This window comes from Paracoccus sp. PAR01 (assembly GCF_014851995.1).
In the GTDB taxonomy this organism is placed as follows: Bacteria; Pseudomonadota; Alphaproteobacteria; order Rhodobacterales; family Rhodobacteraceae; genus Paracoccus; species Paracoccus litorisediminis.
In genome coordinates, this window is record NZ_JACVAW010000004.1 from 127,534 (window position 1) to 140,822 (window position 13,289).

Sequence of the window (13,289 nt, forward strand, 5' to 3'; positions counted from 1 at the left end):
GCTTTTGTCAGTTCAGGCTGGCGCTGATCTTGTCCTTGGCCTCGGGGCTGACCCACGCGCCCCAGATGTCGGCCTTTTCCTTCAGAAAGACCTCGGCCGCCTTGGCCGCGTCGACCTCGTTGTCGACCATATAGGCAAGGCTGGCGTTGACCTGATCCAGCGGGAAGGTCGCCTTGGACAGCACCTCGATGATCTCGGGGGCGGCCTTGGCAAATTCGCTGTTCACGCCGTAGGCCACCTTGACCGAGGGAAAGGCGCAGGCGGCCTCATGCTTGGCGGCGGGATCGGTCAGGTTGGCCCAGCAGGCGTCCGAATAGGCCGGTTCCTCCAGCTGGGTCAGGGCGTATTTGCCCATGATCGCGGTGGGCGACCAGTAATAGAACAGGATCGGCTGGCCCTGCTTGTAGGCCGAGGAAATCGCCGCATCCAGCGCGGTCCCGGTGCCGGGACGGAAGTTGGTATAGCTGTCGCCAAGGCCGTAGCCCTCAAGCTTGGCGGTCGAGACCCCCTCGCAGGTCCAGCCCGAGGGGCAGTTCAGGAAGCGCCCCTTCGAAGGCTCCTCGGGGTCCGAGAACAGCGCGATGATCGCAGGGTCCTTGAGCTGATCGACCGATTTCAGGTCCGGGGCGACCGGCTTGATCCCGCGGGCCTCGTCGCCCTTGACGACATAGGTCGGCACGAACCAGCCTTCGCTGGCGCCGGCGAAAGTGTCGCCGATGGCCTGCACCTTGCCCTCGGATTCGGCCTTGTTCCAGATGTCGCTGCGGCCGATCCATTCTTCGGCAAAGATCTGGACGTCATTGGTCGCGACCGCGTTTTCCAGCGTGATCGAGTTGCCGGTGATGGTGTCGGTCTTGCAGTCGTAGCCTTTGGCAAAGATCGTCTCCATCACCTTGGTGATGAAATCGCCGCTTTCCCAGCCGATCCCGGCAAAGGTCAGCGTATTGCCGTCGCCGCAATATGACGCCTGTGCGGCCATCGGCAGGCCGGCCAGACAGCCGGTAAATACCATCGTGGCAAGTGTGTTCGTTTTCATGAAGCGATCTCCCGGTTGCTTGTCATTCACCGGAACCGCACCCCTGCCGACTCAGCCGGTTCTGTTGGTGCCGTCCTGTCTATACTTGTATATGGAACCATAAACTTTCATGTGGCAACAGTCTCGTCACAGTGGCACAGTTTGGGCCGGGGCCATGTCAGCGGCCAATCGACTGCCGGAGAGCATGCGTGACCAAAATGATAGCAGACAGCTTGTTTCTTTATCATTCGACCAAGGGCGTGCCGCTATATGAGGCGGTGAAGGACTATTTCCACGACAAGATCCGCAGCGGCGCGCTGAAGCCCAATGCGCGGATTCCCTCCGAAAACGAGATCGTTGCCCAATTCGGCGTCAGTCGGATGACCGCCAACCGCGCCCTGCGCGAGCTTGCGACCGAGGGCAAGATCATCCGCGTCCACGGCGTCGGCTCATTCGTGGCGCGTCCCAAGCCCAGTTCGACCCTGCTGGAGGTCCGCAATATCGCCGATGAGATCCGCGAGCGCGATCACGCCCATACGGTCAGGATCGAATTGCTTGAGCCCTGCCGCGCCAACGCGGTCCTGCAAGAGGAATTCGGCCTGCCGTCAGGCGCGCGGCTGTTCCATTCGATCATGGTGCATAAGGAAGACGGCGCGCCGATCCAGATCGAGAACCGCTATGTAAATCCGTCGCTGGTGCCGGATTATCTGGATCAGGATTTCACCCAGCAGACGGCGAATGCCTATCTGACGCGCTGCGTTGCGATCACCCGCTCGGATGTCGAGGTCGAGGCGGTGCTGCCCAATGCCACCGAATGCCAGCGTCTGGACATTCCCGAAAACGAGCCCTGCCTGCGGCTCAAGCGCCGGACATGGCACGGGGACGATGTCGTCACCGTGGTCTATGCGCTGCATCCCGGTTCGCGCTATCGGCTGACCAGCGGCAGGATCTGAAATATGGCGCGACGGCCGGGAAGGTCCCCGGCCGTCGCCTTGTCTTAAGCCGTGCGTGCGGCGGGGGCGGCTTCCTCGGCGCGCAGCAGGGCCTGCGCGGCATCGGGACCCAGCGCCTCGGGGCGGGTGCAGGTGGTGGTCAGGGTGATCCATTCGCCGGTCTCGCCCGCCTGCAGGATGGATGTCATCACCTCGATCACATGCAGGGCGCGCGACTGGTCGCAGCGGAAATCGCCGCCCTCGCGGATGGCGCGGGCCATGTCGGCCAGACCCGCCGCGCGGTAATTGGCGCGGGCGACACCATTGGACGTCTCATTCGGCACGGCAAAGGGATGGTCCCACGTCGTGACCGGAGCCAGGGCCTCGCCGCGATGCGAGACCTCGACCGGGCCGCCAAAGAAGTTCGGATCGGGCAGGATCATGCTGCCCTCGGCGCCGTAGACCTCCATATTGCCGTGGCGGTGGCCGTGGACATCCCATGACGCGCCCAGGGTCACCATCGCGCCGGATGCGAATTGCAGCAGCGCATGGATGGTCGTCGGCGTCTTGACCGGGATGCGTTCCCCCGCGCGGGGCTCTGAGCGGATCACCCGCTCGGCGCTGGCCATGCCGGTCAGGGCGGTGACGCGGGCGACCGGGCCCAGCAGGTTGACGAAGGCCGAGATGTAATAGGGGCCAAGGTCAAGGATCGGGCCGCCGCCGGGCAGGAAGAAGAAATCGGGGTTCGGGTGCCAATGCTCCATCCCCGCCGACATTACATGGGCAGTGGCGCTGTGGACCGGGCCGATTTCACCGGCATCGATCAGGGCGCGGGCCTGCTGATGCGCCCCGCCAAGGAAGGTGTCGGGGGCCGAGCCGACGCGCAGCCCCTTTTCCGACGCGATCGCCTGCAACTCGCGGCCCTGTTCGACCGACAGCACGAAAGGCTTTTCAGAATAGACATGCTTTCCGGCCAGCAGCGCCGCGCGGGCAACTTCGAAATGCGCCGCCGGGATGGTCAGGTTGACGATCAGGTCAACCTGCGGATCGGCCAGCAGCGCATCAGTGGTCAGGGCGCGGACGCCATAGGTTTCGGCGGCGCGGGCGGCTGCTTCCGCGTTCAGGTCGGCCACGGCCACGACCTTGATGCCGTCGAACAGGGGCGACATTTCGAAATAGGTCTTCGAGATGTTTCCGGCCCCGATGATGCCGATATTCAGGTCAGTCATGTCAGGCCTCCAACCCGGCATTCAGCGCCACTCCGGCGCGGGCGAAACGGGCGTCATCCGAGGGATTGTCATGCTCCATGACCAGAATCCCCGCCTTGGTCCGGCCAAGCGCCGCGTAAAGCGCGGGCCAGTCCAGAACGCCGGTTCCGGGATCGGCCCAGCCATCCTCATCGGTCTTTTCACCGGCGGGGGCGATGTCCTTGACATGGGCGGCGGTGATGCGGTCGGCATGGCGGGCGATCCAGTCATAGGGATCGGCGCCACCGCGGATGATCCATGCAATATCCGCCTCCCATTCCAGATCGGGGCCGCCTTGCAGGATCGCCTCCATCGGGACGACGCCATCGGCGGTGGGGACGAATTCGAAATCATGGTTGTGCCAGCCAAAGCCCAGGCCTGCCTCACGCAGGGGCGCACCAGCGCGGTCCAGACGCGCGCCGAATTCGCGCCAGCCTGCACCATCGGTGGGGCGTTGATCGGGCAGGACATAGGGCGCGTAATAGGTGCGGATGCCCAGACGCGCGGCCAAGGCGATGAAGCGGTCGGGATCAGCCTCAAGCTCGGCCAGATTGACATGGGCGCTGGGGACGCGCAGGTCGTTTTCCTCGACCGCGCGGGCCAGAGTGTCGGGCTGGGCCAGCAGCGCGCCATAGGGCTCGACCGCCTCATAGCCTGCGCGTGCAAGCATGTCGCAGGTCTGTTCCAGACCCGAGAAATTCCGCGATGAGTATAGCTGATAGGACAGAACAGGCATTGGGTGATCCTTGGGGTTCAAAGCCGAAGTTCGGATTGCGGGTCGAAAAGCGACGCGCGGGAAATGTCGAAGGTCAGGGACAGGGTCGTGCCTTCGGGAATGTGGGTGTCGTCGGGGGTGCGCAGGGCAAAGCGCTGGCCGTCAAGCGACAGGTGGATGACGCTTTCCGCGCCCATATGCTCCTGCAACTCGACCTTGGCGGTGACGCCGTCATTGCCGATGCGGAAGCTGGTATGTTCGGGGCGGACGCCAAGGATGGCCTCGCCGTCGCGGGGGCGGCCTTCATAGTCGGCCAGCGGGATGCGGTGGCTGTTGAAAATGAAATCCCCACCCTCGATCCGGCCTTTCAGGAAGTTCATCGAAGGGCTGCCGATGAAGCCCGCGACATACAGGTTCACGGGGCGGCGATAGATTTCGTCGGGCGTGTCGAATTGCTGGATGACGCCGTGCCGCAGCAGCGCGATGCGCGAGGCCAAGGTCATCGCCTCGATTTGGTCATGGGTGACATAGACCATGGTGTTGCCCAGCTTTTCATGCAGGCGCTTGATTTCCACCCTCAGCTCGGCGCGCAGCTTCGCGTCAAGGTTCGACAAGGGTTCGTCGAACAGGAACAGGTCCACGTCCCGCACAAGCGCCCGGCCGATGGCGACGCGCTGGCGCTGTCCGCCCGACAGCGCGCCGGGCTTGCGGTCCAGATAATCCTCGATCTGCAGGATGCGGGCGGCGCGGTCGATGCGACGGGCGATTTCGTCCTTGGGCAGCTTCGCGTTCTTCAGCCCGAAGGCCAGATTGCCGCGCACCGTCATCTGCGGGTAAAGAGCATAGGACTGGAAGACCATGCCGATGCCGCGATCCTTGGGCTCTTCCCAGGTGACATTGCGCCCGTTGATGAAGATCTGCCCGTCCGAGACATCCAGCAGCCCCGCGATGCAGTTCAGGATCGTGGATTTCCCCGACCCCGAGCCGCCCAGCAGGACGATGAACTCGCCGCGGCCGATCTCCATGCTGACGTCATGCAGCACCTGCACCGCGCCGAAGGACAGTTGCAGCCCCCGGATGGACAGTGAACTGTCGGTGACTGAAACGGATTGATGCATCATGGCCTATCCTTTGACAGCGCCCGCCGCGATGCCGCGCACGAAAAGGCGGCCCGAGACGAAATAGATGAGAAGCGGAACAAGGCCGGTCAGGATCGTCGCGGCCATGTTGACGTTGTATTCGCGCACCCCGGTCGTGGTGTTGACGATATTGTTCAGCTGCACGGTCATCGGGTAATATTCGGGCCGGGTGAAGACGACGCCGAACAGGAAGTCATTCCAGATGCCGGTGACTTGCAGGATGATCGCCACCACGATGATCGGCAGCGACAGGGGCAGCATGATCCGGAAATAGATGCCCCAGAAGCCGGTGCCATCGACGCGGGCGGCCTTGAACAATTCCTCGGGCAGGGTCGAGAAGTAGTTGCGAAACAGCAGCGTCAGGATCGGCATGCCAAAGACGGTATGGACCAGCACCAGCCCGGTCAGTCCGCCATAGATGCCCAGTTCGCGCAGCAGGATGACCATCGGATAGATCATCACCTGATAGGGGATGAAGGCCCCGATCATCAGCACGGCAAAGAACAGCTCGGCCCCCTTGAAGCGCCAGTTCGCCAGCGCATAGCCGTTGATCGAGGCGATCAGGATCGAGATGATGACCGACGGCACGGTAATCCGCACCGAGTTCCAGAAACCCCGCTGCAAGCCGTCGCAGTTCAGCCCGGTACAGGCCTGCGACCACGCCTTGACCCATGGCTCAAAGGTGGCCTCGACCGGGGGCGAGAAGATGTTGCCCAGACGGATCTCGGGCAGGCCCTTCAGCGAGGTCACGACCATCACGTAAAGCGGGATCAGGTAATAGATCGCGACCAGAACCAGCGTGCCATAGATCATGATGCTGCGCGGCGATATCCGGCTGCGCGGCCGTGGCCCGCGTGCTTCCATTGCGAAGTCAGCCACGTTTCCGCCCTCCGAATTCAAGATAGGCCCAGGGGATGATGATGATGGCGACCGTCAGCAGCATCATGGTCGAGGCGGCGAAGCCTTGGCCAAGGTTCTGGTTCAGGAACATCTGGTCATAGACATATTTCGCCGGAACCTCGGACGAGATGCCGGGGCCGCCGCCGGTCTGGGCGACGACAAGGTCATAGACCTTGACGATGCCCGCGGTGACGATGACCAAGGTGGTGACGAAGACCGGGCGCAGCATCGGCACGACCACGACCAGATAGGTCTTCCATGTCGGGATGCCATCGACGCGGCTGGCCTTCCAGATCTCATCGTCGATGCCGCGCAGACCGGCCAGCAGCAGCACCATGACAAAGCCCGTGCCCTGCCAAAGTGCCGCGATGACCACGCCGAACATCACGATGCGGCCATTGTTCAGCGGGTCAAAGGTGAAGCTTTCCCAGCCCAGACCGCGAATGATCGACTGGACGCCGAAATCGGGGTTGAGGATCCATTGCCAGATCACCCCGGTCACGACGAAGCTCAGCGCGAACGGGTAAAGCAGGATGGTGCGGAACATCCCCTCGAAGCGGATCTTCTGGTCCAGCAGGCAGGCCAGCAGAAAGCCGATCACGAATGAAAACACCAGCATGCAGATGCCGAACAGCACCAGATTCTGGATGGAGATCAGCCATTTGTCGCTGGCCCACAGGCGTTCGTATTGCGCGATTCCGACGAAATCCAGTTTCGGCAGCAGGCGCGACTTGGTGAAGGAATGCAGGATCGTCCAGGCCGAGAAGCCGACAAAGACCACGCAGGCGGTCAGGATCATCGGAATGGCGGCGATCTTGGCATTGAGGTTCCGGAACAACCGGGACGGGCGTCCGGAGGCGCTGGTCTTGGCCATGATGGGTTCCCGTTTGGCAGGGCAGGGATGGGGCAGGGGGCTTGCGCGCCTCTGCCCCGGATGGCGTCAGCTGTCGAATTGCAGGATGTCGACCAGACCCTTTTTCACGTCGTCGATCGACATGTCAGGCTGGTTGAAATACTGGACCATCATATCGGCCAGCTGGGTGCCGGCATCCGCCGACAGCGCCTGATCCAAGCCTTGGATGACCGTGCCCTTGGCAAGGATGTCCAGACCCTTGCGCATGCAGTCATTGGCCGTCGCCAGATCGACATCGCCGCGCACCGGCATCGAGCCTTTCTTGAGGTTGAAGGCCACCTGCGCCTCGGGCGAGATCATCACGCGGGCCAGATCCTCTTGCGCCTTGGTGATGGCGGGATCGTCGACCTTGGGGAAGTAGAAGGCGTCACCGCCGGTCGAGACGATCTCGGCCAGACCCAGACCGGGCAGACAGGTGTAATCCTTGCCCGCGACCTTATCGGCGATGGCGAATTCGCCCTGCGCCCAGTCGCCCATGATCTGACCCCCGGCGGTGCCGTTGATGACCATGGTGGTCGCCTGATTCCATTCCTGCACGTTCGACCCGGTGGCCAGTTCGCGCGCGGTTTCCAGCGCGGCAAAGGCCTTTTCCATTTCCGGGCTGGCGACGGCCTCGATGTTCTTGTCGTTGAACACCTTGCCGTAAACCTCGGGTCCGGCAATGGCCGCGATCACGTTCTGCAGCACCAGCGAGGCCTGCCACGGCTGCTGGCCGATCACCAGCGGCTGGATGCCCGCCTCGCGCAGCTTGGGCGCTGCGGCGACGAATTCGTTCCAGTCCTTGGGCACCGGCACCCCGGCCTTTTCATAGGCGGCATTCGACAGCCACAGCCACAATTGCGAGTGGATGTTGACCGGAACGCAATAGATCTGGCCGTCGATCTCGCAGCTTTTCAGGATCGAGGCGGGATGCACGATGTCGCGCCAGCCATCGGCCTTGGCCACGTCTTCCAGCGAACGCATCAGCCCGGCCTCGACCAGTTCCTGGGCCTGCTGGCCGTGGTTGAACTGGGTAGCGCCCATCGGGTCGCCGCCGGTGATCCGGCTGATCATGACCGGGCGGGCGGTTCCCCCCGAACCCGCGATCGCGCCGTCCACCCATTTGTTGCCGGTGGCGTCAAAGGCCTTGGCGAATTCGGCGACCGCAGCCGCCTCACCGCCCGAGGTCCACCAATGGGTGACCTCGATTTCCGTCGCATAGGCGCCCCCCGCGAAGCAAATCGCCGCCGTCGCCCCAAGCAAAAGCCGTTTTGTCATGTTTCCTCCCCCTGAAACCGTTCTTGGTAGAATCAGTTGCAGGTTTAACGTTAATCCCATGCGGCCCCTCCCTCCAAGAAGTTTTTTCAGGCCGCCAATCGGGCAACATTGCTGACTGAACTGCATTTATCGTTGACCAAGGCAAGAATGGCGCGGTAAGCCTGAATTGCATGGTGTAACGATACACCAAAACCCGGAGCGCATCTGATGGACATGCAGCAGGAACGCAACCCGGCCGAGCGGTCCCTGGATCGCGGCTGGAACCTGACCCGGATCGGGGGGGCGGAATCCCTGCCGATGGATTTTCCGGGGGACATCCATTCCGTGCTGCTGGCGCATGGCGTCATCGCCGATCCCTATTGGCGCGACCGGGAGGCCAGCCTTGACTGGGTGCATGACAGCGAATGGCTGGCCGAGCGCAGCTTTGCCTTTGACGGGGACGAGGGGCGGCAGACGCTGACGCTGGAGGGGGTCGACTGCCATGCCGTCGTGATCCTGAACGGTATCGAGATCGGCCGCCCGGCCAGCCGCTTCCTGCGCCATGACTTCGACGTGACCGATGCGCTGGTGCGGGGCACGAACCAGCTGTCGATCCGCTTCCTGTCGAACTCGACCATCGCGCGGGACAAGGCCGCGAGCGCACCATTCCCGGTGCCTCATATCCATTGGAACAACCGCCTGCCGCATTACAATTTCCTCCGAAAGCCGCAATGCGACGCGGGCTGGGACTGGAACATCGCGCTTAGTCCGATCGGCGTGCATGGCGGCATCCGTCTGCGGCGCAGCGCCGCCCTGCGGCTGGACGATGTGGCTCTGCGCCAGATCCATCAGGGCGGCAAGGTGCGGCTGGAACTGGACCTGCTGACCGAGGTTTTCACGCCCATCGTCACCGATGCGGTGCTGCGCATCGACGGCAAGGTCAGCACCGAACGCCTTCAGCTTTGGCCGGGGCCGAACCGCAGCCGCATCGCGGTCGAGATCGACGATCCGCGCCTGTGGTGGCCTGCCGGGCATGGCGCGCAGGACATGTATGACCTTGACCTGCGCATCGGCGACCAGATCCGAAGCCTGCGCATCGGGTTGCGCCAGATCGAATTGCTGACGGACGCCGACGACATCGGCCACCGCTTCGCCTTTCGCGTCAACGGGCGTCAGATCTTCATGCGCGGCGCGAACTGGATTCCCGCCGACGCGCTTCCCGCCCGCGCCACGCCGCAGGCGGTGGCCGACCTGCTGGACAGTGCCACTCTGGCCAATATGAACATGATCCGGGTCTGGGGCGGTGGCTGCTATGAGCCGAATTTCTTCTATCAGATGTGTTCCGAACGCGGGCTGCTGGTCTGGCAGGATTTCATGTTCGCCTGCAACCTTTATCCGGCGCAGGATCGCGAATGGCTGGATCTGGTCCGGCTTGAGGCCCGCCAGCAGGTTCGCCGCCTGTCCGCGCATCCCTGCATGGCGCTGTGGTGCGGCGACAATGAACTGGTCGGCGCGATCGGCTGGTTTCCCGAAAGCCGCAAGGACCGCGATCGCTACCTTGCGCTTTACGACCGGCTGAACCACGCGCTGGAGGAGGTCGTCGCGACAGAATGCCCCGATGTGCCGTGGTGGCCCAGCTCGCCCTCGGTCGGGCCGCTGAATTTCAGCGATGGCTGGCATGACGATACCAGCGGCGACATGCATTTCTGGGATGTCTGGCACTCGGCCAAGGATTTCGAACATTACCGCAGCGTCCAGCCGCGTTTCTGTTCGGAATTCGGCTTTCAGTCCTTCCCCTCGGCGCGGGTGATTTCCAGCTTTACCGATGCCGCCGACCGCAACCTGTCCTCGCGCGTGATGGAGGTGCATCAGCGTAATCCCGGCGGCAACAGCCGCATCGTCGAGACGCTGGTCCGCTATTTCCCCTTTCCCGACCGGTTCGAGGATTTGGTCTGGCTCAGCCAGATCTCGCAGGGCTTGGCGATGAAGACCGCGATCGAAAGCTGGCGGCTGTCAAAGCCACGCTGCATGGGCACGTTGTATTGGCAGCTGAACGACACCTGGCCGGTGGCCAGCTGGTCCAGCCTTGAATATGGCGGCGGCTGGAAGGCGATGCATTACATGGCGCGGCGCTTCTATGCGCCGGTGATGGTGGCGGCCCGCCCCGATCCGGCGACCGGGGAAATCGTGCTGATGGCGGTCAATGACACGCCCGCGCCGGTCGCGCTGACGGTTGCGCTGCAAGCGGTGCGTTTCGCGGGCGTGGGGCAGGCATTGGGCGAATGGCGCGTCACCTGTCCGCCGGACCGCGCCGTCGAAATCGCGCGGCTGCCGGGCGTCGCCGCCGATGCGTTCCTGCATTTCGACTGGCAGGACGACAGCGGCGCGCATCAGGGTCAAAACGAATACCTGCCACTGCGGCCCAAGGAATATGACCTTGGTGCGCCGGTCATCTCAGCCACGCCCGGCATGTCGCCCGAGGGTGTCCCTACGGTGACACTGACAAGCGACCGTCCGGCGCTTTGGGTGACATGGGATCTGGGCGGCGATACGATATGGTCCGACAATTGCATCACCCTGCTTCCCGGACAGCCTCGGACCTTGCAGGCGCTGCGCCTCAGGCGGGCGCGGCTGCCGGTCCTGCCGCCCGAGGCGAGGGCTTTGAAAGGTCCATGATGGAGCGCCCCCCGAACACCCCACCCGTCACGCTCAAGACCATCGCGGGTGAGCTTGGCGTGTCGGTCACCACGGTCGCGCGCGCGTTGAAGGACGGCCACAAGATCGGCCCGGACATGGTCCAGAAGGTGCGCGAAACCGCCGAGCGTCTGGGCTATGTCCGCAATCTGGAAGGGGCCAAGCTGCGCACCGGCAAGACCCTGATCGCCATGGCGCTGCTGGACTTCGCCGATGAGGAAGAAATCGGCGATTCCGGCACGGTCGGCTTGCTGAACGGCTTTCACAAGGGGCTGGCCGGGACCGATTACGCCGTGCGCGCCGTGCCCGCGACCCATGACAGTCTGGGCCGCATCCACGAGGTCGTGCGCGGCCGTCTTGCCGACGGGGTGATCTTCGACCTGATCGAGCTGCAGGACGCCCGCGTGCGCTACCTGCTTGAGGCCGATTTCCCCTTTGTCACCTTTGGCCGGACCGAGCTGTTTTCGGAACATGCCTGGTTCGATGTCGATAACGAATTCGCCGCCTGGCAAAGCACCGATGCGCTGCTGCGTGACGGCTGCCGCCGTATCGCCATGATCGACGGCGACACCCGATATACTTTCGTGCGCCAGCGGGTGCGCGGCTATGAACGCGCGCTGCGCGAACACGGGATCGAACCCGACCCGGTCCTGCGCCACCATTCCCGCCTTGCCGCCGACGTGGCGCGGGCGGCGGCGCCGCCGTTGCTGGAGCGGGGGGTGGACGGGTTTGTCTGCTCGAACGAGCTGACGTTTCTGGGCGCTCGGGCGGGTGTGCGTGACCGCATCGGCGACGAGGTGCGCGGCATCGGCTTTGCCCTGCGCTCGGGGACGCGGATTGACCGCTATGTCGCGACCAAGGTCCACGCCTCGCATTTCTCGCACCGGGCGACGGGTCAGGCTTTGGCGGAACTGCTGCTGAAACGCATCAACGGCACCGACCCGCGCCAATGCCAGAAACTGGCAAGGACCACGCTGATCACCACGATGGACGGGCGTGAGCTGGTCTGAGGGTAAAACCGTAATAAGCAGAATTATGTGACCCATCCCGAAGATCCCGTCGACGGGATGGGCATTGGTTGCAGTTACTTCGCGGGCAGCCCGACGCCGCCGGCGGAAGCGGCGCTTAGCGCGACGAAGTTCAGGGCCTGTTGGCGCACCGCGTTGGCCAGTTCCTGACGCGCCGAGAGAAGCGTGCGCTCGGCGTCGAGAACCGGGAAGAAGCCTGCCTCGCCCAACTCATACGACGTGCGGGCCAGCGATACGGATTCGCTGGCATTGGCGACCAGACGTTCCTGCGCTGCGACCGAACGGCCATCGCGGTTATAACCGGCGAGCGCGTTTTCGACCTCTTCGACGGCTTTCAGGACCGAGGCGTGCCAGGCCAGACGCGCCTGTTCGGCGCGCGCCTGTGCCGCCGAAAGCTGCGCGCGGTTCGCGCCGCCGGTGAACAAGGGCACCGAGATCTGCGGGCCGAAACCCCAGGTCTTGACGCTGCCGCCGCCCGACAGGTCAATCGGGGTGACCGAACCGGTCAGGGTCAGCTTGGGATAGAAGGCCGCCTCGGCCTCGCCCACGGAGGCCACGGCGGCGGCCAGATTGCGCTCGGCCACGCCGACATCGGGACGGACGCGGACGACATCGGCGGGCACGCCGACGCTGGCACGATAGGCGGCGCGGGGCTGGCCGCTGCCTTTGCGCAGGCGCGCTGCCAGATCGGCGCTGCGCCCGGCGGTCAGTGTCGCCAACCGGTTCACCGATTGGTCAAAACCAACCTCCAGCGCGGGCAAATCGGCCTCGGCCTGGGTGACCAATTGTTCGGCCTGCAGGACCTCGACCCGGCTGACCGAGCCCAGGAAATCCTGCTCTCGGGTCAGGGCCAAGGTGCGCTTGCGGCTGTCGAGGCTTTGCTTGGTCAGCGTCAGCGCCGTCTGGTAATAGCGCAGATCGACATAGGCCGAAGCGACGGCGCTGGCGACGGTCAGACGGGCGACCTCGGCCGACAGATAGGCGGCATCGACTTGGGCCGAGGCCCCGCGCCGCGCCGCGCGGTTCGCGCCGAAAATGTCGATCAGCCAGGAAATCCCCAGCGTGGCCGAGCTGTTTTCCGAAATCTGCACGGCGCTTTCGCTGATGCCGCGATTGGCCGAGCCGGTGACATTGATCTGCGGCAGGTCATTTGCGCCGACCAGCCGGGCATTGGCCTCGGCCTCGCGGATGACGGCGACGGCGGTCTGCACGTCCAGGTTCCGCGCCAGTCCGGCGGCAACCAGCGTGTCCATGTTCTTGTCGCGGAAGGCGGCCCACCAGGCATTCGCCCCCGCCCGACGCGCCGGGGAATCCGATGCGAAGCGCGTGGAAAGCTCGGCCTTGGGGGCGGTATAGGCGCCGGGTGAACAGGCCGCCAGCGCCAGGGTCGAGGCCAGCCCGCCCAGCATCATGCGGCGGGAGACATTCGGGTATTCGGTCATCAGGATCACTCGGGTGCAAGGAAAAGGA

11 protein-coding genes are annotated in these 13,289 nt (G+C 64.1%); 3 read left to right on the plus strand and 8 right to left on the minus strand.

Features of this window, described 5'->3' with window-relative positions; all coding sequences use genetic code 11:
• Positions 1 to 7: 7 nt before the first annotated feature.
• Positions 8 to 1,036, minus strand: a complete 1,029-nt coding sequence (locus IB235_RS09490) for an ABC transporter substrate-binding protein (protein ID WP_192336507.1) — start codon at positions 1,034 to 1,036, stop codon at positions 8 to 10.
• Positions 1,037 to 1,233: 197 nt separating this feature from the next.
• Here IB235_RS09490 and hutC point away from each other — a divergent pair, with 197 nt between their 5' ends.
• Positions 1,234 to 1,968, plus strand: a complete 735-nt coding sequence (gene hutC, locus IB235_RS09495; protein WP_192336641.1) for a histidine utilization repressor — start codon at positions 1,234 to 1,236, stop codon at positions 1,966 to 1,968.
• Between the two features lie 44 nt (positions 1,969 to 2,012).
• Here hutC and IB235_RS09500 read toward each other — a convergent pair whose 3' ends face one another.
• The 6 genes from IB235_RS09500 to IB235_RS09525 form a co-directional block, all read right to left on the minus strand.
• Positions 2,013 to 3,176: a Gfo/Idh/MocA family protein gene (locus IB235_RS09500; protein ID WP_192336508.1), complete on the minus strand. Its 1,164-nt coding sequence runs from the start codon at positions 3,174 to 3,176 to the stop codon at positions 2,013 to 2,015.
• A gap of 1 nt (position 3,177) precedes the next feature.
• A complete protein-coding gene (locus tag IB235_RS09505; protein ID WP_192336509.1) occupies positions 3,178 to 3,930 on the minus strand; it encodes a sugar phosphate isomerase/epimerase in 753 nt (250 codons plus the stop codon).
• 17 nt (positions 3,931 to 3,947) lie between these two features.
• Positions 3,948 to 5,030: an ABC transporter ATP-binding protein gene (locus IB235_RS09510; RefSeq protein ID WP_225612140.1), complete on the minus strand. Its 1,083-nt coding sequence runs from the start codon at positions 5,028 to 5,030 to the stop codon at positions 3,948 to 3,950.
• A 3-nt stretch (positions 5,031 to 5,033) separates the two neighbouring features.
• Positions 5,034 to 5,912, minus strand: a complete 879-nt coding sequence (locus tag IB235_RS09515; RefSeq protein WP_192336643.1) for a carbohydrate ABC transporter permease — start codon at positions 5,910 to 5,912, stop codon at positions 5,034 to 5,036.
• 7 nt (positions 5,913 to 5,919) lie between these two features.
• Entirely contained in the window at positions 5,920 to 6,822 is a 903-nt protein-coding gene (locus IB235_RS09520) for a carbohydrate ABC transporter permease (RefSeq protein WP_192336510.1), read from the minus strand.
• A gap of 66 nt (positions 6,823 to 6,888) precedes the next feature.
• Positions 6,889 to 8,118 carry an ABC transporter substrate-binding protein gene (locus tag IB235_RS09525; RefSeq protein WP_192336511.1) on the minus strand — a complete coding sequence of 410 codons (1,230 nt, stop codon included), beginning with the start codon at positions 8,116 to 8,118 and terminating at the stop codon, positions 6,889 to 6,891.
• Between the two features lie 207 nt (positions 8,119 to 8,325).
• On the opposite strand from IB235_RS09525, the gene IB235_RS09530 reads away from it, so the two are divergent.
• Positions 8,326 to 10,773, plus strand: coding sequence for a glycoside hydrolase family 2 protein (locus IB235_RS09530; protein WP_192336512.1), 2,448 nt, complete (start codon positions 8,326 to 8,328; stop codon positions 10,771 to 10,773).
• Positions 10,770 to 11,801, plus strand: a complete 1,032-nt coding sequence (locus IB235_RS09535; RefSeq protein WP_192336513.1) for a LacI family DNA-binding transcriptional regulator — start codon at positions 10,770 to 10,772, stop codon at positions 11,799 to 11,801. The genes IB235_RS09530 and IB235_RS09535 overlap by 4 nt, the downstream gene beginning before the upstream one ends.
• Before the next feature lie 74 nt (positions 11,802 to 11,875).
• Here IB235_RS09535 and IB235_RS09540 read toward each other — a convergent pair whose 3' ends face one another.
• The gene (locus IB235_RS09540; RefSeq protein ID WP_155039251.1) at positions 11,876 to 13,261 is read right to left on the minus strand and encodes an efflux transporter outer membrane subunit; all 1,386 of its coding nucleotides are present in this window, start codon (positions 13,259 to 13,261) and stop codon (positions 11,876 to 11,878) included.
• Positions 13,262 to 13,289: the final 28 nt, after the last annotated feature.